The organism is Candidatus Binataceae bacterium (genome assembly GCA_035508495.1).
GTDB lineage: Bacteria > Desulfobacterota > Binatia > Binatales > Binataceae > JASHPB01.
Map to the genome: position 1 here is coordinate 11,861 of DATJMX010000032.1, position 23,084 is coordinate 34,944.

Here is a 23,084-nt window from a genome sequence, read left to right on the forward strand (position 1 = left end):
AATCGTTCGATAATTGAATCTTTCGACCTTGGACTGCACGCGCCAAGCGCGGCGATAAGCGAGGGAAAGGAGAGCCCCATGAAATTCGGACTGCTGTACGAGATGGAAACTCCGCGGCCGTGGCATGCGCTCAGCGAATACAACGTATATTGGGAGGCGCTGGCGCAGATCGAACTCGCGGACCGGATTGGTATCGACTACGTCTGGGAAGTCGAGCATCACTTCCTCGAGGAATACTCGCACAGCCCCGCGCCCGAGGTGTTCTACGGCGCGGTGACGCAGCGCACGCGCAACATCCGTATCGCACACGGCGTGCGGCTGCTGCCATTCAAGTTCAATAATCCAATCAAGGTGGCGGAGCAGGCTGCCGTGCTCGACATCATGAGCAACGGCCGCGTCGATCTCGGCACGGGCCGCTCGACGACCGCCCAGGAGCTCGATGGCTTCAGCGTGGATTACGATCGCACTCGCGCCGAGGTCCGCGAAGCGCTCGATGTCATCGTCAAAGCATGGACCGACGACATCCTCGAATACAACGGCAAGCTCATCCAGATCCCGCCCCGCCGCGTCGTGCCAAAGCCGATCCAGAAGCCGCATCCTCCGATGTGGATGGCGTGTGTTGCGCCCGACAGTTACCAGATGGCAGGCGATCGCGGTCTCGGCGTGCTCAGCTTCAGTCTGAATTTCGAGTTCGTGCAGTCAGCGATCCAGAGTTACAACAAGTCTTTCGAAAATCGCACCGATCAGGTTCCGAAGCTTCCCAACCAGGCTTTCGGCTCGATGCTGATTCTGCATATCGCGGAGAATAAGGACGACGAAGCGGTCGGGATGGAAGGCGCGCGATGGTTCATGCATAACGTCGCGAAGCTGTTCCAGCCGCTCATGACCAAGAACCAGCTCTATTCATACGAGTACCTGCGCAACCTGATGGCGGTCGATGTCGATCCCAAGGACATCCCTGACGCGCAACTGAAGCAGCATCCGATGGTCGTGGTTGGCAATCCCGACGAAGTGATCCGCAAGCTCGAAGGCTTCGAGAAAGCCGGCGTGACCCAGGTGATCTGCTTCAAGCAGGCAGGGCGCATCCCGCATCAGAAGATCATGAACTCGCTGCGACTGATGGCGAAGTACGTGCTGCCGCATTTCAATCCGCACAAGCGCGTCGCGATCGAAGAGCTCGCAAGCGCGGCCGCGCGCTAGTCGAAGATCACGAGGCGGCGAGGCTCGTAGCTCGCCGCCTTTTCATCTCCGCCCCGTTCCCGAACTCACTCTTTCATCGGATTGAATTGTTACTCGCGGGTCTGATTTAACCTCCTACAGGTCCCGTGCGTTCGCCTCGATGCTTGAGATCGTTGCGCGCGCACTTTTGCCCGGAGCGCTGAATGAACGAACAAGTTACCCGCCAGATCCTGTGGAACATCCCGGTTCCTTTCATCGTCCTGATGTACTCGCTGCTGGTGGCATTGATTGCGGGTTTTGCCTACGCGGGGCTGAAATGGTGGCGGCTCGTGAGCCTCGGCGGCGCGGAAAATCGCTTCGACCGCCCGATCGATCGCCTCGTGCTGGCGCTGCGCGACGCGTTCGGCCAGGGCAACGTCATCCGCGAGTCATGGGGCTGGATGCACTACGCGTTCTACGTCGCGTTCGTGGGACTGCTCATTGGCACGACGATCGTCGCGATCAATAGCGACGTGCGCGACCTGTTTCATCTCCTCGGCTTCGATCTTTATTTTTACTACGGCGACTTTTACCTGGTGTTCAAATTGATGATGGACACCTTCTTCCTGCTGCTCATCGCCGGCGTGTTGATGGAAGGGATGCGCCGCTCGGTGCGCAAGCCGACGGTGCTCGATGATCCGCCGGCGGAGAAGGTCGCAGACAATTTCGAGAACCGGCTCGGCTACTGGTTCCCGATGACGATGATGGTCGCGGTCGCCGTCACGGGCCTGATGCTGGAGGGCGCGCGTATCAACACGACGCATCCGAAGTTCACCGAATGGGCGTACGTCGGCCGCGTCGTCGGTTCGATCGAAGGCGCGATGGGCGCGGGCGCGACATTCCATCGCTGGCTGTGGCTCGTGCATGTGCTTTTTGTGTACGTCCTCTTGTTCTGCTTCCCGTTCACGAAGCTGCGGCATTTGATCTTTGGCCCGCTGAATCTTTTCTTCCGCAATCTCGGGCCGCGCGGGCGGCTCGCGCCGATCAAGGATTTCGAAAACGCCGAGACCTTCGGCGTGTCGCAGGTCGAGCAGTACACATGGAAACAACTGCTCGATATGTCGGCGTGCCTCGAATGCGGGCGATGCACGATCAACTGTCCCACGGTTAACACCGGCAAAACGCTCAATCCCAAGTACCTCGTGATTGAACAGCGCGAGCATCTTTTGCAGAAGGCGCCCTTCCTGCTCGCGGCCAAGGCGCACGCCGCGAATGGCGACGGTGCGGAGGCGCCGGTGTGGGAAGGCCCCGACATGATCACCGAGGTCGCGACCGAGGAAGCGGTCTGGGGATGCACGTCGTGCGGATGGTGCGAAGAGGGCTGCCCGGTCGGCATCGAGCACATTCAGCGTATCGTCGATATGCGCCGCTACGACGTGCTGATGGAAAGCCGCTTTCCGCAGCAGATCACGGGCGCCTTCAAGGGTATCGAGAACCAGGGCAATCCCTGGGGCCTCGCGCAGGAAAAGCGCGCCGAGTGGGCCGCGGGGCTCGATATTCCCGAGATGGCGGAAGTCGAGGACCCAAGCGATCTCGACGTGCTGTACTGGGTCGGATGCGCGGGCTCGTACGACGAGCGCAATCAGAAAGTGTCGAAGTCATTTTCCGCGTTGATGAAACAGGCGGGCGTCAAGTTCGGAATCCTCGGCCGCGAGGAGACGTGCACGGGAGACCCGGCGCGCCGCCTCGGCAACGAGTATCTATATGCCACCGTCGCACAACAGAATGTCGAGACAATCAACCGCTACAAGCCGCGGCGCATCGTTACGCAATGTCCGCATTGCTTCCACAATCTGAAAAACGAATATCCGGACTTCGGTGGCAACTATACCGTTCTGCATGAAGCCGAATTTATCGACGAGTTGGTTCAGGCTGGGCGGCTCAAGCCGCGCGAAGAACTCAACGCGCGCGTGACGTATCACGACCCGTGCTACATGGCGCGGCACAATCGCAAATGGGACGGCGCGCGCTCGTTGCTGCGCGCGATTCCCGGCACGGAGGTCGAGGACGTCGATCAGTCGAAGAATCGAACATTCTGTTGCGGCGCGGGCGGCGGCTGCTTCTGGAAGGAAGAACACGAAGGCACGCGCATTAACCAGAAGCGCTTCGATCAACTCAACGAGGCGAAACCGGAATGCCTCGCGGTCGGATGTCCGTTCTGCATGACGATGATGGAAGACGCAGTCAAGTCGCGCTCACTCGAAGACAAGATGAAGGTGCGCGACCTCGCCGAGATCGTCGCGGACTCAACCGGCGCCCACGCCAAGTAGATCGATGAAGAATGCACCGGAACCGCATCCACTGAATCAGGGATTCGAGTGGACACCGGTGCGCGGGCCTTTTCGACGCATCAGCGCTGAGCAGGCGCGATCGTTCAACGAGCGCGGCTTCTTCCTGCTCGAAGATGCGTTCGATCGCGTGACGATCGAGCGCGTTGCGGCTGAGATCGATCCATTCGAGCAACAAGCTGAAGAGTCTCTGCGAACCCGGCCGGGCAAGCGGATGTTCATCGCCGAGGCCGACGGCATCACGTTCACGATCCATCTCGTTAAGCGCTCGCAGTTGCTGCGCGAGTTCGCCGCGTCGGAAATCTTCGCCGATCTCTGTCACGATCTGATCGGCCCCGATGCGCGGCTGTACTGGGATCAGGCGGTGTACAAGAAGCCCGGGTACCCACGCCATTTTCCGTGGCATCAGGACAACGGCTACACCTACGTCGAACCGCAGGCGTATCTGACATGCTGGCTCGCGCTCACCGACGCGACGCTCGACAACGGATGCCCGTGGACTATCGACGGTGGTCATCGCAAGGGCACGTTGAAGCATCGCGCGAGCGAAGCTGGCTTCGTCTGTCGCGATGAAGATGGCCCCGACGCCGTCGCGGCTCCTGTTCGCGCGGGCGGGATCGTTGTGTTCTCCTCGCTGACGCCGCATCGCACTGGGCCGAATCTCAAGAACAGTGTGCGCAAGGCGTACATCCTGCAATATGCGCCCGACGGCGCGCGCATCGTGGAAGCGAACGCGACTTGCGACGCGCCTGATCGCCAGTACTTGATTCTTAGGAACGGCGAGCGCGTTGCGCCTCCGCCGATCGAAACCTCACTTCGGGATCCAGGAGTGTCAAAAAATGGATAGCGCGATCGAAGCAGTGCTGCGCGAGTATGACCAGCGCGCCGAGACCGAAATGAAGCGGATGCGCGAGATGCCGCCTGCCGAGATGGCGAAGCATATCGACGAGTTTCTGCTCCCGGTCGGACCCGCGACCGGCGAGCTGATGAATATCCTCATCAAGGAAGCGAAGGCCCGCACTATCCTGGAGGTCGGAACTTCTCACGGATACTCGACGGTTTGGCTGGCGGAAGCGGCGCGCGCTACCGGCGGCAAGGTGATCACGCTCGACGTTCATGCTGGCAAACAGGACTATGCGCGCAATGCGCTGACGAAAGCGGGTCTCGCGAATCACGTTGAGTTCAAACTTGGCGACGCTCGCGAATCGATCGCCGCGCTCTCCGGCACGATCGACTTCGTGCTGCTCGATCTATGGAAGGATCTCTATATCCCGTGCTTCGACCTCTTCTATTCGAAGCTTGCGTCCGGCGCGATCGTGGTCGCCGACAACATGCTGTTCCCGGAGTTCTCGCGCAAAGACGCCGAAGAGTACCGCAGGCACGTGCGCGCGAAGCCCGATATGCAGTCGATGCTGCTGCAAGTCGGCAGTGGTATCGAGCTCAGCCGCTATGCGCGCGGGCTCGAGTTCAAATAGTCGCGGCGCAGTTCTACTTCTTCATATCCGACAGGAAGTCGAGGATCGCCGCGTTCACCTCGGCTGGTTTTTCCTGCTGCGTCCAGTGGCCTGAGCCTTTGACGAGCACCGTTTTGCGCAGGTTCGGCACCCACTGCGTCATGCCTTCGGCCATCTCGGGGCGCAGCACGATGTCGAGCTCCGCCGTGATCATGAGGGCAGGTTGATTGACGCGCTGCTCGATCGACGCGCTCTCCTCCCAACTGCGATCGATGTTGCGATACCAGTTGAGGCCGCCGCGGAAGCCGGTCTTCTTGAAGGCGCGCGCGAAGACCTGGAAATCCTCGGCGGTCAGGAACTTGCCGTGCGGACGATCGGTAAATCGCTCGAGCAATCCACCGCCCTTGGGACCGAACACGCCCGGAGGCGCCTTGCGCATCTCCTCCGGATCGATGTTCGCGGGATCCTGGTAGAAGCCGCGCAGCGAGCGCTCTACGTCGCGTTCGAGCTCGGCCTCGGCGACGCCGGGCGTCTGGAAATACAGGATGTAGTGAAAGTTGTCGCCTGCCATCGCGCGCATCGCATCCGTCGGGCGCATCGGAGCGCGCGGCAGGAACGGAGTGTTCACGCCGACAACGCGTTCCCATCGCTCCGGCACCATCATTGGTGCGGCCCATGCGACGGCGCCGCCCCAATCGTGCCCGATGATGACGGCCTTCTTGATTTCGAGCGCATCGAGCATCCCGACCAGGTCGGCAACGAGATTCTTCATCGAGTACGACTCGATCGCCTGCGGGCAATCGGTCTCGCCGTAGCCGCGTTGATCTGGCGCGATGGCGCGGAAGCCGGCCTCTGACAGTGCCTTCATCTGATGCCGCCACGAGTACCACAGCTCCGGAAAGCCGTGGCACATCACCACCGGGAAGCCTTCGCCGGCTTCGGCGACGTGCATCCGGATGCCGTTGGTCTGAACGTACCGATGTTTTACTTCGCTCATCGCTCACCTCGACGCGGCTCATGATCCGCGAATGAAAGTCGCGACGCCAGCGAAAACGCGACGAAAGATCTCAATTGACAGTAGCGTCAGAATCGCTCTATCGTTGGCATTCTGACAGCCTGCAAATAACTAAACGATCGGTCAAAATTCCCGGAGGGATTGCGATGAACCGCGACTTCGAATTCAAGCAGCTGCTGCGCGCATACCGCAGCGGAATCATCAGCGAAGCGGCATTCGAGCACGAGATGCACGCGATGGAAAACGGCCACGCCTCGAACGGAAACGGCAACGGCGCGGGATTCCGCGCGTTTGGCCGCACCTATCGCTCGGAGCGCGACGCGATCGTGAGCTTCCTCGACAAGGTCCGCGCTGGTGAGGCCAATGGCGGCGAGGCTTTCGCGCGCTGGTCCCAAGTCTGCAAGACGGACTGCATCCTTTCTGGAATCCGCATGGTTGCCGAGCGCGAGGCGTACCATTCGCGCATTTTCGGGCAGCGCCTGATGGAGCTCGGTGGCGAGGCGCGCGCGACGGTTACCGAAGAAGGCATGAAGTTCACTGCTTACCTCGCCGATCCGTCGATTCCCGATAACGAAAAGCTGCTCGGCTTCACGCAGCGCGTTGGCCGCCCTGAAGACGCGATCAAGCCGATCTGCGAATTCGCCGATTCGATCCAGGAAGACCTCGGCACCAAGGAAGCGCTGCGGCTCTTTGCTGAAGACGAATTGTCAACGGCGAAATGGCTGTGGGATGCGTGTGCGGCCCTCAATGCGCCGCAGCAGGGCGCCTCGGCGTCGGCCTGAGCGCGATCGCGATACGACAATTAAAAAGAGCGGGTCCCAAGGGGCCCGCTCTTTTTGTTTGTGCAGTTCAGTGTTCGACGCGCTCAGTGCGCTGCCGGCGATGCCGCCGCTGACGCAGCCGGCGTAATCGGTGCGCCCGCCGCCGCACCCGACGCGCCCGGCTTCATCATCATGCCCATGCCCGGACCCGTCCCGGTGCGCCCAGGCATCTGCCGCTCCTTGTAGTCGGAGGGAACCTCGAATGTAGATTCCGCGAGCTTCTGCGAAGTGACCTTGGTCACCGTCGTCTTGGTGACAACCGGTGGACGCTTCGCCATCGCTTCTTCAATTTTCTTGGCCTGTTCCGGAGGCAATCCCGGAATCGAGATCTTGTTCATCTTCATGGTCGAGTCCGAAGCCAGCGGAATACCGCCAGGGATATTGCCTTCCATCCCGGCCATCGGGGTGCCCTTGAACTTTTCCTTCATCGCATCCTGAAATGCGCTGAAATCCCTGGCCCCCGGGGCGCTGGTCGAGAAGCATTCGGTGATGGTGTAGTCGCCGCTCATGACCTTGCCCTCGCCCTTGTAGTCGGCGCACTTGAAGCCGGCGACCGAGCGCGTCGAGCCCATCTTGGTGAAATTCATCGCGTTCTGAGATTTATTCGCCATCATCTGGGCCATCGGGCCCTTGGGTGGAAAATCCATCTGCAGGTAACTCTTGGCGGCGGGCTGGAGAATGTAAAGCTTGCCTTTGTCGAGATCGGTGATGACGATATGGCTGGGCGTCTCGAGGCGCTCCTTGTTGCCCTGAACCATGATCGTTTGGTGCTGAGTGATGTCCTTTGAGCCGCGATTGGAGGTCTGATCCTGCTCGATCACGACTCCGGCCGTGGCGGTCATCGCGCTCAGTGCGATCGCGGCGCCGGCCACCAGCGCGGTTAGATGTTTCATAGCGAATGCTCTCCTTGTGCCCTCTTAATTTTCACGACCTGCCCTTTGATGACGGGGGCCGGAGTTTTAGATGCGCCCGCCGATCGCTCGGTGATTATTCGGTGAATCATTAGCGCGAGTAGACCGAATGCCACCCACACCAGCTCTTTTATCCGGCGCAGGAAGCCTACCACGAATCCCACGCCCGCCGGATATCCAAGCATCGAGAGAATAAACGCCTTGCCACCTTCTTGCGAGACCAGTTTTCCAGGGATCAGGAAGAAGGCGCGCTCGACCAGCAGGCCCGCGGCTTCGACCAGCATCGCGATTTGCATCGATCCTGGATGGCCAATCAGGCGCAATAGAATATAAATTTCGACCGGTCCCATGCTCCAGGCCACGACGTAGCACAGGCATGAGACGAGGAAGCGCAGGCGATGGTGCGCGTAAAAGTCGGCGAGAACCGAATCGGCCTCGGCGGCGGCGTCTCTCAACTCGTCGGTCTTGAGGCGCGATAGATCGAGGCGTGCGGCAGCTTTGAACAGATGCGTGAACGGCTGCTTGCGCTGCACGAAAAAGAAGAGCCCCGACAGCACAACCGCGATCGAGAAGCCGCCGATGATCGCCCAGGAGAGCCTGGCCGCGATTGGCACCAGCCTGAGCGAGAAGAACAGCGCGATCATCACGAAGCCGATCTGCCCGAGCATCTCGGCGAGCGCTGCGACCGCGACGCTGGCTAATCCGATCGGCATCCGCAGCCGCTGCCTGACGGTTAGCGCCATCACAACCTGGCCGCCGAGCTGCGCCGACGGGGTCGTGTAGTCAACCGCCTCGCCGCCGATTCGGGCGGCGAACAATTCAAGGAAGCTCAGGTCGGGCGGGTAGTCTTCAATCGTCGCGCGCCAGCCGAAGGTATTGAAGATGCGCGATATCGATTCGAAAGCAATCGTGCCGGCAAGGCCCCATCCCACCAGCCGCACATAGCCGAGCAAATCGCTCAAGCCGTAGTGCGATATGAACCACGCGTAGAAAATAACCGCGAGGACGATGAAGCAGGTTTCGATGCGGCGCATTAATAGGTTAATACCGCAGGCCCGCTAGCCGACGGTATCCGGAGCATTGTTCCAGCGTGCTCCGATCTGCGCAACCCGTCAGAGCAGCCGCATTTGACGCGAGACTTAACGCGCGTAAAGAATTGCCGCGATGGCTCTCAACGGATTTTCGATTCTCGACGCGGACGGTCACCTCACCGAGCCCGCATCGCTCTACGGCACTCATATCGATCCTGCGATGCGGCCGCGCGCGCAGGAATTGCTGACGCGCCTTGGTGCCGGCAACCTTGGCCTGGTGGCGGCGCTCCTGCCGAATTGGCGCTCGGCGGAACGCCCGCTCGGCGAGGTTGCTGAAGTCCCCGGCCTCGGCAAACTGCCATCGGGCAGGAATCATCCGCTGGCGTCGGAGGCGGGTGGCTACGATCCCAGCGAGCGTATCCGCGACATGGACAAGGAAGGGATCGATATCGCGGTCTGCTTCGCGACCGTCGCGACGTCAGTTATCGGCGCCGAGGATCCCGCGCTCGAGGCGGCACTCGCGCGCGCTTACAATCGATGGGCCGGGGAGTACTGCGCGCCGTTCAAGGATCGCATCAAGGCGGTCGGCATCGTCCCCCAGCGCGATATGAATCGATGCGCCGCGGAGGTCGCGTATCTGGCGGGTGAGCCGTGGTGCGTCGGAGTCATGACCTTCGGCAACCTCGAGGGCAAGCTCGCCGACCATCCGTATTTCGATCCCTTCTACAATGCGATGCAGGACGCCGATCTGCCGGTATGCTTCCACGGCGGTACGGATCGGCCTCCGTTCGCGCCGGGACGCGCGGACGTCGGTAACAACATGTTTATGATGCATCTGACGGGGCATGTGTGGCATCAGATGCGCATCATGGCCGCGGTCGTCGGAGGGGGGCTCTTCGAGCGCTATCCGCGCCTGCGCTTCGGCTTCTTCGAGGGGGGCTTGTCATGGGTGCCGTGGTGGGCCGATCGCATGGACGGCCACTACAAGCACTTCGCGCGCCACACGCCGCGCCTCAAGTGCCTGCCCTCGGAGCACATGCGTGGAGCGAGATGCTTCTACACCTTCGATCCTGACGAGGCGATGCTGCCCGAGGCGCTGCGCCTCATCGGCACGAGTCGCGTGATGTGGGCCTCAGACTATCCGCATTTCGACGCGGAATTCCCTGACGCCGGCGAACTCGTTGTCAACAATGAGCGGCTCGCAGCGGATGAAAAGCGCGCGATTCTCGCCGATAACGCGCGTCGTTTCTTCACGCGGCTTGCGGGATAGTGTCTCGCTCACCACGGGGGCAGGCCGACGATCTGTCCGGTGGACGGATTGAGCTGTAGCGTCGGCGCGAGCGGGAATCCGCCGAAATTGAACATCGAGTTCATCGAATTGGCCTTCTTGTCGAATGATTGCGGATCGTTGAGCCGGCCGAGATTCCAGTTGTCTTCGATGAAGCGCAGCACCGAGGTCTGATCGGTCACCGTGTGATCCACGTAATTGCTCTTCGACCACGGCGAAATAACGATCAGCGGCAGCCGCGGTCCGTAGCCGCATCGATCCTGGTAAGCACCCGGCGCAGCGTTGCCGCAAAGCCCAGTCACACCCAGCAACCGATCCTGAGAGGGATCGCTCGACTGATTGACTATTGGCGGCATTACATGATCGTACCACCCGTCCGAATCGTCGTAAGTAATGACTATCGCCATCTGTTTGAGACGCCACGGGAGCGTCCGCTGGAGAGCATTGATGGTATTGACGAGAAAGGTCTGCTCCGCCAGCGGACTTGAGGTTAGCGGATGGCCGGTTGAATCGCTCATCGCCTTGAGGAAGGAGACCTGCGGGATGTTCCCAACCGCAACTCCTTGCCAGAAGTTGCTGAGATCGTACTGATGATTCGCCTGGTCAGCGTTGGTGCCAATCAGGAAAGGTGACGACGGCGGCAGATGGTTGGGATTGGAAGTTGATGCATAATACTGAAACGGCATGTAGTGACTATTGTAGGCGGGGTTGCAAACGCCATCGACATTGCCGAAATCGCCGTAGAACCATCCCCATGTGACTTTTCTGGCAGTCAGCAAATCGCCGATATTTTGACTCGCCATCTGCACCAGAGTTCCACTCGCGCAGTTGTCGAATCCGGCCTCGACATTCTTTATCACTGTGCCATTGATTACTTTGCCCGCAACGTCGGCAGGCGTGGCGCCATGCGTTTCTCCCGACACGGCATTCAAATGACCAACTACGGTAACGCCGAAATTAGTACCGAACGAGTTGTCGCTCATCGCGTAATACTGGACGTAGTTCCAAATCGCCGTGACTGTATTTCCGTCGTAGTAGCCCATCGGCAGGTTGTCGATTGGGGGGCAGCCCATCGGATTTATCGGGCTCGTGAACTGCACGAACATGTCCATAAGCCCGCCGTTATAGGCCTGCTGCTCGTTCATATAGAAGTTAGTATTGTCGCAAGTGAAATTCTGCGAGCGATCGAGGCGAAATGGATTTGCGAGGTTAAGGTTTTGCGTCGCAATCACGCCCGCGATTCCGTTGACCGGCGGCGTGTTGGGTAAGGCCTTGAATTTCGGCTCGCCGGGAAGATTTGCGGCGATTGGATACGTCGCGAAGTAGTGATCGAACGCGACGTTTTCATCGTCAATGACGACCAGGTATTTGATCGGTGTCTGCGTGGGAACGAGCGGCGTTGCCGCGCCTAATGAAACTTGTGCGATTGAAAGCGCCACCGCGAAAGCGGTCACGCCCGCCAGCAAATTGCGCATGATGTCCCCTCCCCGAGCGATCAGCGATCCTGAAACGAGATCGTGATGTAGCGGCGTTTCGACTAACAGTAAAGCGCAGCGCGTTACGCGGCGGTTATTTTGACGATGGAGACCCTTCGCGTCCTGTACTTGAGCCCGATTCGCCGGCTATGAGGCGCGCGAGGCGATCGAGCTCGCTTGCCTGCATATCCGACACGAGCCAGCACTGCATCCCCTCCTTGCTGAAGCTCTCGAGGTTGTAGCCATTGCGCGAGAGGGTCTTGAACGCGTCGCTGCCCTCGCCCTGGCTCTCGGGCCACATGAACAGGTTGATGACGTGTTTGCCATGTTGATAAACGACCGCGGCGGCGGTGTGATTGTCGATATAGTCGAGCCGCCCGCCGATGAGCGGAAAACCTGCGCTAGCGAAATCTTTCACCACCGGTGAGAAATCGAGCTTGCCTGCGAACCACGGCTTGACGGTGTGTTGATCGGTCGAAGCCACGTCGATGAGATGCGAGGCCATCAGTGACCGGACATGGCTCGCGGCGACTTCCTGGGCAATGAGATCGCTAGCCGCCGGACGCATCATCGATGGGGCAAACATCACGAGCAAAAGAGCCGCGAGCGCGAGCGGCACCGCGATGAGCGACCATCGCATGCGCCGCGGTGTTGCAGTGCGTACCGAACGGCGTTCGCTTGCGAGAGCACTGCGGACGCGAGCTTCGAGGCCCGCGGGCGCAGCGTAGTGAAATTCGCCGCTGCGCAGCCGAGACCGCATCGCACGCGCACGCTCGAATTCGCGAGAGCATTCGAGGCATCCCTCGAGATGTTGCGCCACCTCGAGATCGCGGGCCGCGTCGAGCTCGCCATCAAGATGAGCATGGAGCAGCAGGCGTGCGTCTTCGCAGGTCACTGCGTCACCTTCCTGCCGACGAGACTTGCCAGTGCGTTCTGCAGGCGTTTGCGCGCGCGCGCTAGCCGCGACATCACGGTGCCGATCGGCAGCTCGGCAGCGTCGGCGATTTCCTTGTATGTCAGACCCTCGATCTCGCGCATCACGATAACCTCGCGATACTCGATCGGCAGCGCCTCGAGCGCGGCGCGGATCGCTTTGCCTTCGGCGTCGCGGACCATTGCAGCTTCGAGGCTGTCTGCTCCGCTGCAGGTGCCGTGCGCTTCTTCGTCGAACTCGGCAGCCTCATTCGATCTGCGATTACGCTGGATCCACGTGAGCGCCGTGTTACGGACGATCGCGAGCAGCCACGCGCGCGCATCGCCACCGCGATATCCGTGGGCGAACCTGAGCGCGCGCAGGTAAGCCTCCTGCACGACATCCTGTGCGTCGGCGTCATTGCGCATCAGCCATCGGGCGAGGTTGTAGGCCGAGTCGAGATGCGGCAGGAAAACATGCTCGAAGTCCACGTCTTTGTGCGGGTCCAGCAACCGTCGCAGTAGCTCCTAAAGGGCGCGCTGCCTCTACTCTCCCTGTTGCGTCTGATCCCTCTCCCTGACCAGGGAGAGGCTAGGTGAGGGTAGCCCGGATCTTTTTTCTGGCGCTGCGATCTAGAGCCAGACGACCCTCACCCGGCGCGGCGCTGCGGCACCGACCTCTCCCTGGTCAGGGAGAGGGATTCACCGCGGAGAGAGTTCAGAGCGTTCCTACATGCAGGACTGACGCGCGCGGGATTTTATTCCCGCCGGCAATCGCGAGCCAATGATGAAAAGACGCCTATGGCTCATCGCTGCGTTTGAATAGCTGCATCAGCTCGTCGACCGTCGCCGGCGGATGCGTCGCCGCGGCGAGTGTGTCGCGGACGTGATCTGCGGACTTCATGCCGACCAGAGCGACGTTGACGCCGGGCGTTGAGCGCACGAACTGGATCGCGCGCTGCGCGTCGGAGGCGAAGCTCTTGAACGCGTCGCGCAGGATTTGCGGCAGCCCTCGCGAGAGTTGACCTTGCAGGAGCGTCGCGCTGGCCGAGACTCCGATGCCGAGCTGCTGCGCCATCGCGAGCGTGGTCGCGCGGCCGTTGCCGACGATCTGGTTGCCGCGCGTGACCGCTTCGGGCATCGCCAGGTTGTAGGGCAGCTGGATCGCGCGAAAATGATGGCCCTCGCCGCCGACTTCCTGCGCGGTCTTGAGCAGCTCATCGAGCGAAAGCCATCCGCGCGCGGTCGGCTCGGCGCGCAGGCCATTCCAAGTCGCGACGCCATAGACGCCGATCTTGTTGTCACTCACCGCGATCTCGAGAAACTCGAACGCGGCGCGGATGCGCGTGAGGAATTCCCTGCGATCGACGACTTCGAGCTGTGTCTCGGGGTTATGCAGATAGTAGATGTCGATCGTCTCCAGGCCCAGGTTGCGCCGCGAGGTTTCCAGCATCACGCCGATGTACTTCGGCGTCATGCAATGCGACCCGTCAACCAGGTCGCCCGGCTTCACGATATTGGTGCGGATGAAATGCTGCTCGAACCATGAGCGTGGATCGGGCGGCACCTCGCCATCGAACGTGATGTATCCGCCCTTGGTCGCGACGATGAACTCTTCGCGCGTTAGATCGCCAGCCGCGGTAAGGTCCGCTATCGCCTTGCCGATCGTGCGCTCGGAGCGCTGAAAGCGGTAGTTCACCGCCGTATCGACGAGGTTGATTCCGCCGCGCAGCGCTTCTTTGAGGGAAGCATCGTAGGATTCATCATCCGCTTCGGTCGGCTCGCCGAGATAAGTGCCGATGCCGATCGACGATACGCTGCATCCGAGCATCGGGCGGAAGTTGCCGGGAAGATTCGAGAAGCGGCTCGCGTAGTTCGCGGTGCCTGCTGATGAGGCGCGTCCCTTGAGCATCAGGTTTTCTCCGGCGCGCAAGCCGCGCCTGCTGGAATGATCAACTCGTGAACGACTGAGGACTAATCGTCGGCTCGTACAGCGCCTGTATCACGTTGCCGTCCGGATCGCGGATATAGAATGACACCGAGCCGTCACGATGATGCTTGAGCGGATTCACGACGTCTATCCGATTCGCCTTGACCCATTCCCATCCCGCTTCGACGTCCGCAATCGTCGGCACGATGAAACCCAGGTGATCGAGATGCTGCCGTGCGGGATCGCCACCTTCGCCGCGATGAATCGCCAGGTTGTCGCATCCTGAGCTCAGGTAAACATTCTCGGGATCCGGCTCCCATACGACTTTCATCCCGAATACGCGCTGGTAGAAATCGACCGCGCGTGCAACGTCGGCAACTTTGAGCGCCAAATGACGCAGCCCCTGGTTCTTGATCAAGATTTCGCCTCGCCGTGCAAGCCGACTACTGCCCAGATCGGATCGGAGGGCGGGTCAGTCGGGTCGGCCATGCTGATGAAATCGATTTTCTCAAATGCTCCGCTATCCATAAAGTAGCGCGCCACGAGCTTGCTGCGATCGAAGTCGTCGAGGTTTTGCCAAATCGCAACCGCCTTGGTCGGAAACATCCGGTTCGAGTAGGTCACAACAAACGGCGCTCCGGGTTTCAGCACGCGACCGACGTCGGCGAAGATCTCAACCGGCCGCTGCATGTATTGCACCGACACCGTTACCACTGCGCCATCGAACTCCGCGTCGCCGAACGGCATTCGCGGCTCACGATTTAGATTATGCACGACGATCTCGGTAAGCGCCGGGTTGTCTGCCATCTCGATGCGATTCATTCCGAGTCCGACGACGCGCGTCGCTTCGAGATCGTTTGGCAGATGCGATCGCCAACTGCTCATCAGGTCCAGGATCGCGCTGCCCTTGGGCAGGATGCGCCCGTATATCTCACGAACTTTGGCGATTGCACCGTCGTCGATATGAACGACGAGCCGCGGCATCGAGTAAAATGCCTCATCATCGGAGTCATCGAGGCGGCGGAAAAATTCAGGCGGGTATTTCGTCGTCATAACGGGGCTCTGCTCAGTTTGCCGCAGAAAAGTCACATTTCTCTTTTATTTTCGGATACTTAGAGCATTTTTTCAATTTCAGCGATAGCATCGTTGACAGCCTTTGGAGGGGCCGTCTAGATTAAAACGTCTTTCCAAACCGCCCCTCGGCTTCAGTTTCGGACCTGATCGGCGGCAGGAAGCAGCTGATGGTCCGACGCGACAAAACCAACTACGTCATTCAGTCCGTCGCGCACGCGCTCGACGTGCTCGAGCAGTTCTTCGGCGAGGCCGACGAACTCGGCGTCACCGAGCTTTCCAAGCGCCTTAAGCTGCATAAGAACAACGTGTTTCGCCTGCTGGCGACGCTCGAAGCGCGCGGTTATATCGAACAGAATCGCGCCACCGAGAATTATCGCCTCGGCATCAAATGCCTGCATCTCGGCCGTCGCTACATTCACCATATGGGATTGGTGAGGCAAGCGCGCCCTATATTGTTCGACCTTGCGCGAAAATGCCGCGAGACCGCCTACGTTTCGATCGCCCGGCGCGAGGGCGTCGTGCCGCTCGAAGCTTCGGAGGCCGAGGAGCGCGCCGTCCGCATCACGCCGCCGATCGGCCTCACGCTGCCGCTCTATTGCACGGCGCCGGGCAAAGTTCATCTCGCCTTTGATTCCGAAGGATCGCAGCAAGCCGCGCTTCCGGACATCCTGCGGAACTACACCGATCGCACGATAACCGATCGCGCGACGCTGTTCGCCCAACTCGAAGCGGTGGTGCGCCAGGGCTATGCCGTCGATGCGGGCGAATTTGTCGATGAAGTATCGTCGGTCGCGGTTCCGATTCGCGACTACACGCGCTCGGTAGTCGGCTCACTCGCAGTCGCGGGGCCGTCGTATCGCGTCGATTCGGAAAGGATCGCCGCCGAGATCGCGCCGGCCCTCACCGACGCGGGCCGTGAGCTATCGCATCGGCTCGGCTTCAACGAGTAGCGACAGAAGCAGAACTCACCACAAAGATCACAAAGGCACGAAGCGAATCGGCACGGACGCCACTTCGAAAAAATATTCCTTGGTGCCTTTGTGGTCTTAGTGGTTATCTTTTCCCGTTGCTTTCTGTTGCTGCTTTCCTCGCAGTCCACGCGGGTATAAGGATAGTTTGACTGGTCATCTAACCATTGTTAGTTTCTTTGCGTTTTATCGGCGCGATTCCCGAGCAGTCTTGATATTTTCGCCGGACCGCATCGCCGCATGAATCAGTGCGTGGAGTGATATTGCTGTGAAAATCCTCGTTCCAATCAAACGCGTGCCCGACCCCGCGACAACGATCCGCGTGCTGCCCGATGGCTCCGGTATCGCCACCGACAACGTCAAATGGGTCATCAACCCGTTCTGTGAAATCGCGATCGAAGAAGCATTGCGCATCAAGGAAAAGCAGACCGGCGAAGTTATCCTGCTCAGCGTCGGCCAGACTGCCTGGCAGGAGCAGCTCCGCACCGGGCTTGCGATGGGCGCCGACCGCGCGATCCTGGTGAAGTCCGACACGGCGCTCGATCAGTTTGGGATCGCGAAGATCATCGCCAAGGTCGCCGGCGACGAGAAGCCTGACCTCGTGATCCTTGGCAAGCAGGCGATCGACGACGATTCGAACCAGGTCGGCCAGATTGTTGCCGAGCTGCTCGGATGGCCGCAGGCGACGTTCGCGTCGAAGATCGAATTTGCGGCCGACAAGTGCACCGTCGTGCGCGAAGTTGACGGCGGCCTCGAGACGATCGCCTTCAAGCTTCCTGCCGTTATCACCACCGACCTGCGCCTCAACGAACCGCGCTACGCGTCGCTGCCCGGCATCATGAAAGCGCGCAAGAAAGAGCTCAAGGAAATCGCGGCTGACAGCCTCGGCGTCGACCTCGCGCCCAAGCTCAAGATCAAGAAGCTCGATTCTCCGCCCAAGCGCCAGGCGGGCCGCAAGGTCGCGTCGGTGCAGGAGCTGGTGCAGGTACTGCACACGGAAGCCAAGGCGATCTGACGCGCGGGAGCATCGCAACGACGATATCTGTCTGACCGCGCGCGGCTGACACATCGGCAGCCAGCAAGCGGGGAGTGAACGAAAAATGGGTGACGTTTTAATTTTCGCGGAACATCAGGGCGGACATTTTCCGAAGACCACGCTGGTCGCGATGCACGCCGGACTCGAGCTGGCGAGCAAGCGCTCCGGCAAGGCGATCGCAGTCGTCGCGGGTGATGCGCCCGAGGCGATCGCCGGCGAGCTCGCCAAGTACGGCACGAGCAAGGTGATCGCGCTCGAGCATGCCGCGCTCAAGAACTATCTTGCCGATGCTCATGCGCAGGCGCTTGCCGCACTGGCGAAGAAGCTCGGCGTGGAATTCGTGATTACCACCGCGACCGCGATCGGCAAAGACCTCTTTCCTCGCCTGGCGGCGCGGCTCGAAGCGCCGATGGCCTCGGAAATCGTGACCATCAACGATGACGGAACCTTCGTCCGCCCGATGTACGCCGGCAACGCGCTCGCGACGGTCGAGCTCGACAGTCCAATAAAGATTCTGACGGTGCGCGGGACCGCATTCGATGCGGCCAAGCCTGCTGACTCTGCCGCGCCCGTCGAGAAGCAGGCGGCCGAGATCGATGCGGGCGCGCTCAAGATGGAATTCGTGTCGTTCAACGCGACCAAGAGCGATCGACCGCAGCTCACTGAGGCCAATATCGTCGTGTCGGGCGGCCGCGGGCTCAAGTCTGGGGAGAACTTCAAGATCGTGCTCGAGCCGCTCGTGGATGAGATGGGCGCTGCGATGGGCGCATCGCGCGCGGCGGTCGACGCTGGCTTCGTTCCCAACGATTTGCAGGTCGGGCAGACGGGCAAGGTCGTCGCGCCCGCGCTGTACGTCGCGGTCGGAATCTCCGGCGCGATCCAGCATCTGGCCGGAATGAAGGACTCGAAGATCATCGTCGCGATCAACAAGGACGAGGAAGCGCCGATTTTCAGTGTCGCCGACTACGGCCTCGTCGCCGACCTCTTCAAAGCGGTTCCCGAGATGGCCGAGGAAGTGAAGAAGCTGAAGCACTCCTGACGCGGAGAAATCATTGCGATGCTAAAGAGGCGCAGCGTTGGCTGCGCCTCTTTTTTTGGCGCCGCGCCGCTCACCCACTTGTGTCGCCGCGAGCACGATCATTCGCTGATAGAGGGAGACCATTTCTGGTCCCCTCTCCTACGAAGGGGGCCGTCCGCGAGTGAGCAACACCGCGCCGCGATCGAAATTACCCGCACTCACTATTATCGGGCAGGCGCTGCGATTTCCTTTGATCAACGTTGCGGCGCTGCTCAGGCTCGCGAGCCTTCCTTTCTTTGCGATGCTCGCGGCGACGCTCCTGCTGCGTGCGCTCGCGCCGTCAGACTCACCTTCGCTCGAGGCGATGCACCGCATCTTCGTCGTCTCGCCGCTCGTGATTATCGTCTTGGTCGAGTTTGTCCTGCCGTCCTACGCGGTAACGGTGACGATGTATCTGATTGCGGGTCCAGCCAGCGTTGAGGGCCGCAGCGCGCTTGCATATTCGACGACTGAGTTCCGGTATGCGGTCGCTGCACTGCTGATGACCTTGGGTTTCGGCGCGCCGACAATCGTATTCATCGTCGCCCTCAGGAACCTTCAATTGCCAGTCGGGCTGACGATAGCGCTCGTATTCGCCTGGCTCGCAATCGCACTCTTCATCGTGATGCGACTGATTCTTCTTTTTCCCGCAATCGCCGCGGGAGGCGCGGCCAGCCCGCGAATCGCATGCATACTGACGAGTCGTAATTTCTGGCGCATCGCGACGATCGCGCTTCTCACCGCGATACCGTATTCGATCCTGACGACGATCGTGCGCATCGCGGCCGCCAGCCTGCCGAGTCCGATAGCCCAGCTCCTGCTCGCCGCCATCCTCAGCGCGATCGTCACGCTCTCGTGGACGACGACGCTCGCGTGGCAGGCGTTGGTCTACAAGCACCTCGCCGGCTCCTCCGATGCATTCGCGTCGAACTTTCGCGCGGTGTAACGTCCGCTGCGGAGGATGCCGCGATGTCCGAGCTTACGCATCAGTTCGTCACGACCAACGGGATTCGCATGCACTATGTCGAGCAGGGCAGCGGCCCGCTGGTCGTGCTGTGCCACGGATGGCCGGAGTCCTGGTACTCGTACCGCCATCAGATTCCCGCGCTCGCCGCGGCCGGCTTTCGCGTCGTTGCTCCCGACCAGCGTGGGTACGGACAGACCGAAAGTCCGCAAGCGATCGAGTCCTTCAACATCCTGAATCTGGTCGGCGATATCGTGGGCCTCGTGAACAGCCTCGGCGTCGATTCCGCCGTGATCGTCGGCCATGATTGGGGTGCGCCGGTCGCTTGGAACTCGGCGCTTCTGCGCCCCGATATCTTCCGTGCAATCGCGTTGCTTTCGGTCCCTTACTTTCCACGCGGTCCGATGCGTCCGAGCGACGGCATGAAAGCGATGGCCGGCGAGAATAATTTCTACCAGCTCTATTTCCAGGAGCCGGGTAAAGTGGAAAGCGAGCTCGACGAAGATCCGCGCCGTTCGATGGCGATGATGCTCTATTCCGCCTCCGGCGATCCTTCGCCCGAAGAGGAATGGAAGTTCGTCTTTCCAAAATCGATGCGCTTTATCGAGACCGGCGCCGTACCGAAGAAGCTGCCCGCCTGGCTCACCGATGCGGATATCGATTTCTTCGCCGGTGAGTTCAAGCGCGCCGGATTTCGCGGCGGTATCAACTGGTATCGCAACTTCGATCGCAACTGGGAGCTGACGCCGTTTCTCGACGGGGCCAAGCTGCGCCAGCCGGCGCTCTTCGCCGCGGGCGACAAAGACTGCGTCGGCAAGATGGTCCCGGGCGCATACGACCACGCGGGCACGTTCACACCGAACCTCAAAAAGAAGGTGATCATCCCCGGCGCGGGCCATTGGATTCAGCAGGAACGGCCGAAGGAAATCAACCAACTGTTAGTGGAGTTTTTGAAAAGCCTCGGCTGACCGGTTCAGTTCGACTTGAAGCGGGGGTCGCTACTCGAAATGCACTGAGCGACCGCCAGGCCGGATTCTGCCTCCGGCGGGCCGGCTTCCTGCCGTTTGTTTTCGCGCCATTGGAATTTCTTGCTTGGCCGCACGGGCGGCCATGAATTCATGAGGATTGGCCGATAGAAAATCCACCGATTGTTAGTGGAGTTTGAAAAATCCCCGCCGACGGCCTTTATTAATCCTGGGAACGCGGACGCCGATCCATGAAGCAGGCGGAAGATCGCTTTGCGCAAAAGTATCGCTCCTCGATGGAGCGTCTCTATGCCAAAAGCGGTGCGGAAAAATGGCGGCTTCCTCTGCCCGCGTTCCAGGCCGCGCTGAGCCGCAGCGTCGCGCGCAGATTCGATGGCGCCGATCCCGGCGAAGACGCGACGCTTCGGTTTCTCGACTCTCTGCATATCGAAGACCTTGCGCTGGCCGCCGCGTGTATCGCGGGAAGCCACGAGGCCTGGCAATTTTTCATCAAGGAATTTCGTCCGATCGCGGAAGCGATTGCACGATCAATAATGAGCGACCCAGGCCGCGCCCGCGATGCGGTCGATTCGCTGTGGGCCGATCTCTACGGCCTGCGCGATGGCGCCAGCGATCGCAAATGTCCGCTGCTGCACTATCACGGCCGCAGCTCGCTCAAGGCGTGGCTGCGCGTCGTGATCGCGCGGCGCGAAGTCGATGAATGGCGCGCGGCGCGACCGACCGAATCGCTCGACGCAGCGCACAGTTGTCCGATGGACGGTGCCGGCGATCACAATGGCGATCCCGATCGCGCGCAGTTGCTAGCCGCGTTGAGCACGGCGCTCCATCGCGCGATAGCGGCGCTTCAGCCGCGCGATCGCCTGCGCCTTTCCTACTATTACGTCCAGGAACTTACACTCGCCGCGGCGGCCGCCCTGCTCGGCGAGCATGAATCGACGATGTCGCGTGCGCTCGCCCGCACTCGCGTCGAAATTCGCCAGGCCGTCGAGCGCGAGCTCAGGCAAGCGGATGGCCTCAGCGACGATCAGATAACTAGATGCTTTGAGTACGCGGTCGAGGACTGGCCGTTCGATCTCGGCCGCGTGCTGCAGGTTAAGTGATGCCGACCCGCGACGACAACGATTCCATCGAGCGCGCGCTTAAAAGCGCGCTCGGCGCCGGCCTCGACGCCTCGGGACGCGATTGTCCCGACGCCGATTTATTGGCTGCTTACGCCGCGCACGAGCTTGATCAGCATGAGCACGAGCGCTGGGAGCGTCACGTTTCAGGATGCGCACTATGCCAAAGGAGCATGGTTGCGATCGCGCGCGGCGGCGCCCTCGACGCTCCGGCGGCGTCCGAGCCAATCGAGACTGTTGACGAAGCGGAAGCGCATCACGAGGCCGGCGGATTCCTGGAGGCGCTGCGCAGCGCGGTTCGCTTCATGCTCGGTCCGTTCCCGCTTTCGATCGCGTTGCACATCGCGGCGCTGCTCTTCCTGATCATCACGGTCCACGAACAGCGCGGCCGCGAGTTGATCATGGTCAACCTCGAAGCGGGCGGCGGCGGGGGCGGCGGCAATGAGATGCAGGATCTCGACATGCCCGAAGTGCCGATGCCTGACTCCGCGCCGCAGACCGCCGAATCTCCCACCGCGGTTGATACCTCGCAGGCGGTCGGCCTCGCCAACGACTACATTCGGTCGGCGGGCGGCGGCGGTATCGGTATCGGCCGCGGCGGCGGGATGGGCGCGGGCTATGGCCGCGGTATCGGCTCCGGCTTCGGCGGATTCATTGGCGAACTGCGGCGCAAGGGCCTCGACGTCGTGCTGGTTATCGACGGCACCGGTTCGATGAGCCTCATCATCGACGACGTTAAAGCGAAGATGGCGCAGCTCATCACCGCGGTGCATCGCCTGGTGCCGATCGCGCGCGTCGGAATCATCGTATTCGGTGGCAAGGGCGAGAAGATGCAGATTCAGCCGCTCACTTTGAATCCGCAGAAGCTGCAAACCTTCCTTAGCGGTATCCAGGCCATGGGTGGCGGCGAATGGGAAGAAGACACGTACGGCGCAGTCGACACCGCGATCGACAGGATGGATTGGAAGCCGTACGCGAAGAAGGTCATCGTGCTAGTCGGCGATTCGCCGCCGCACAAGGAAGACTTCGAGCCATTGCTCGCACTAATCCACAAGTTCAAGGACGAGAACGGCACGTTCAACACAGTCGACGTGGCGGCGGAAGAACATGAGCGGTTCGAGCGCGAGTTCTGGCTGAAGGTGCATCGCGAGGAGCCGCCGAAGATCTCGCCGCTGCCCGCGTTCTACCGCCAGACGCAGGCTGCGTATCGCGTGCTCGCGACGGCAGGCGGCGGTGCGATGCGCTCGCTGTCGAAAGACTCGCACATCAACCAGCAGGTGCTGATCCTTGCCTTCGGCGAGCAATGGCAGAACCAGGTCGCCGCATTTGGCCGCGGCCTGTCGTCAGGCAGCTCAGGCGGCGGCAGCGAATAAGCACAGGCAAACCACAGAGCGCAGGCGAACCACAAAGGCAGCAAGAGCACTAAGCGAAGCGGCTGCACCGCTTCGATATAATTCTCTTAGCGTCCTTCGTGTCTTGTCTTCGTGTCTTTGTGGTTATCTGATCTTCTGTCTGCGATTTTTCCGCGCGCAAGAAAT

22 protein-coding genes are annotated in these 23,084 nt (G+C 60.8%); 13 read left to right on the forward strand and 9 right to left on the reverse strand.

The window, feature by feature from the left end:
* Positions 1-78 precede the first annotated feature (78 nt).
* The 4 genes from VMA09_10875 (at position 79) to VMA09_10890 (ending at position 4,981) form a co-directional block, all read left to right on the forward strand.
* Positions 79-1,200: an LLM class flavin-dependent oxidoreductase gene (locus tag VMA09_10875; GenBank protein ID HUA34099.1), complete on the forward strand. Its 1,122-nt coding sequence runs from the start codon at positions 79-81 to the stop codon at positions 1,198-1,200.
* 182 nt (positions 1,201-1,382) lie between these two features.
* Positions 1,383-3,488, forward strand: coding sequence for a (Fe-S)-binding protein (locus VMA09_10880; GenBank protein ID HUA34100.1), 2,106 nt, complete (start codon positions 1,383-1,385; stop codon positions 3,486-3,488).
* 4 nt (positions 3,489-3,492) lie between these two features.
* Positions 3,493-4,353, forward strand: coding sequence for a phytanoyl-CoA dioxygenase family protein (locus VMA09_10885; protein HUA34101.1), 861 nt, complete (start codon positions 3,493-3,495; stop codon positions 4,351-4,353).
* On the forward strand, positions 4,346-4,981 hold the full coding sequence (locus VMA09_10890; protein HUA34102.1) for a class I SAM-dependent methyltransferase: 636 nt from the start codon (positions 4,346-4,348) through the stop codon (positions 4,979-4,981). Before VMA09_10885 ends, VMA09_10890 begins: the two co-directional genes overlap by 8 nt.
* Before the next feature lie 13 nt (positions 4,982-4,994).
* On the opposite strand, the gene VMA09_10895 is transcribed toward VMA09_10890, so the two are convergent.
* Positions 4,995-5,957 carry an alpha/beta hydrolase gene (locus tag VMA09_10895; protein HUA34103.1) on the reverse strand — a complete coding sequence of 321 codons (963 nt, stop codon included), beginning with the start codon at positions 5,955-5,957 and terminating at the stop codon, positions 4,995-4,997.
* A gap of 164 nt (positions 5,958-6,121) precedes the next feature.
* On the opposite strand from VMA09_10895, the gene VMA09_10900 reads away from it, so the two are divergent.
* Entirely contained in the window at positions 6,122-6,757 is a 636-nt protein-coding gene (locus VMA09_10900) for a hypothetical protein (protein ID HUA34104.1), read from the forward strand.
* Between the two features lie 83 nt (positions 6,758-6,840).
* Here VMA09_10900 and VMA09_10905 read toward each other — a convergent pair whose 3' ends face one another.
* Both VMA09_10905 and VMA09_10910 read right to left on the reverse strand, forming a co-directional pair.
* Entirely contained in the window at positions 6,841-7,689 is an 849-nt protein-coding gene (locus VMA09_10905) for a DUF4412 domain-containing protein (protein ID HUA34105.1), read from the reverse strand.
* Positions 7,686-8,741 (reverse strand): lysylphosphatidylglycerol synthase domain-containing protein, encoded by a 1,056-nt coding sequence (locus VMA09_10910; protein ID HUA34106.1) that lies wholly within the window; start codon positions 8,739-8,741, stop codon positions 7,686-7,688. The genes VMA09_10905 and VMA09_10910 overlap by 4 nt, the downstream gene beginning before the upstream one ends.
* A gap of 130 nt (positions 8,742-8,871) precedes the next feature.
* Here VMA09_10910 and VMA09_10915 point away from each other — a divergent pair, with 130 nt between their 5' ends.
* A complete protein-coding gene (locus tag VMA09_10915) occupies positions 8,872-10,008 on the forward strand; it encodes an amidohydrolase family protein (protein HUA34107.1) in 1,137 nt (378 codons plus the stop codon).
* Between the two features lie 8 nt (positions 10,009-10,016).
* Here the strand turns inward: VMA09_10915 and VMA09_10920 are convergent, their stop codons facing one another.
* The 6 genes from VMA09_10920 to VMA09_10945 all read right to left on the reverse strand — a co-directional run bounded on the left by VMA09_10920 (position 10,017) and on the right by VMA09_10945 (position 15,396).
* Positions 10,017-11,501, reverse strand: coding sequence for an alkaline phosphatase family protein (locus VMA09_10920; protein ID HUA34108.1), 1,485 nt, complete (start codon positions 11,499-11,501; stop codon positions 10,017-10,019).
* A 94-nt stretch (positions 11,502-11,595) separates the two neighbouring features.
* Complete coding sequence (locus tag VMA09_10925) at positions 11,596-12,396, reverse strand: anti-sigma factor (protein ID HUA34109.1); 801 nt, start codon at positions 12,394-12,396, stop codon at positions 11,596-11,598.
* Positions 12,393-12,926, reverse strand: a complete 534-nt coding sequence (locus VMA09_10930; GenBank protein ID HUA34110.1) for a sigma-70 family RNA polymerase sigma factor — start codon at positions 12,924-12,926, stop codon at positions 12,393-12,395. Before VMA09_10930 ends, VMA09_10925 begins: the two co-directional genes overlap by 4 nt.
* Positions 12,927-13,212: 286 nt before the next feature.
* Complete coding sequence (locus tag VMA09_10935; GenBank protein ID HUA34111.1) at positions 13,213-14,325, reverse strand: aldo/keto reductase; 1,113 nt, start codon at positions 14,323-14,325, stop codon at positions 13,213-13,215.
* A gap of 40 nt (positions 14,326-14,365) precedes the next feature.
* Positions 14,366-14,761, reverse strand: a complete 396-nt coding sequence (locus VMA09_10940) for a VOC family protein (protein ID HUA34112.1) — start codon at positions 14,759-14,761, stop codon at positions 14,366-14,368.
* A complete protein-coding gene (locus tag VMA09_10945) occupies positions 14,758-15,396 on the reverse strand; it encodes a methyltransferase domain-containing protein (GenBank protein ID HUA34113.1) in 639 nt (212 codons plus the stop codon). Before VMA09_10945 ends, VMA09_10940 begins: the two co-directional genes overlap by 4 nt.
* A gap of 188 nt (positions 15,397-15,584) precedes the next feature.
* Here VMA09_10945 and VMA09_10950 point away from each other — a divergent pair, with 188 nt between their 5' ends.
* The 7 genes from VMA09_10950 (at position 15,585) to VMA09_10980 (ending at position 22,919) form a co-directional block, all read left to right on the forward strand.
* Positions 15,585-16,367: an IclR family transcriptional regulator gene (locus tag VMA09_10950; GenBank protein HUA34114.1), complete on the forward strand. Its 783-nt coding sequence runs from the start codon at positions 15,585-15,587 to the stop codon at positions 16,365-16,367.
* Between the two features lie 286 nt (positions 16,368-16,653).
* Positions 16,654-17,400: an electron transfer flavoprotein subunit beta/FixA family protein gene (locus VMA09_10955; protein ID HUA34115.1), complete on the forward strand. Its 747-nt coding sequence runs from the start codon at positions 16,654-16,656 to the stop codon at positions 17,398-17,400.
* Between the two features lie 85 nt (positions 17,401-17,485).
* Entirely contained in the window at positions 17,486-18,460 is a 975-nt protein-coding gene (locus tag VMA09_10960; GenBank protein ID HUA34116.1) for an electron transfer flavoprotein subunit alpha/FixB family protein, read from the forward strand.
* 160 nt (positions 18,461-18,620) lie between these two features.
* A complete protein-coding gene (locus VMA09_10965; protein HUA34117.1) occupies positions 18,621-19,424 on the forward strand; it encodes a hypothetical protein in 804 nt (267 codons plus the stop codon).
* Positions 19,425-19,447: 23 nt separating this feature from the next.
* Positions 19,448-20,410 (forward strand): alpha/beta hydrolase, encoded by a 963-nt coding sequence (locus VMA09_10970; GenBank protein ID HUA34118.1) that lies wholly within the window; start codon positions 19,448-19,450, stop codon positions 20,408-20,410.
* A 248-nt stretch (positions 20,411-20,658) separates the two neighbouring features.
* Positions 20,659-21,528, forward strand: coding sequence for a sigma-70 family RNA polymerase sigma factor (locus VMA09_10975; GenBank protein ID HUA34119.1), 870 nt, complete (start codon positions 20,659-20,661; stop codon positions 21,526-21,528).
* A complete protein-coding gene (locus VMA09_10980) occupies positions 21,528-22,919 on the forward strand; it encodes a vWA domain-containing protein (GenBank protein HUA34120.1) in 1,392 nt (463 codons plus the stop codon). Before VMA09_10975 ends, VMA09_10980 begins: the two co-directional genes overlap by 1 nt.
* Positions 22,920-23,084 lie beyond the last annotated feature (165 nt).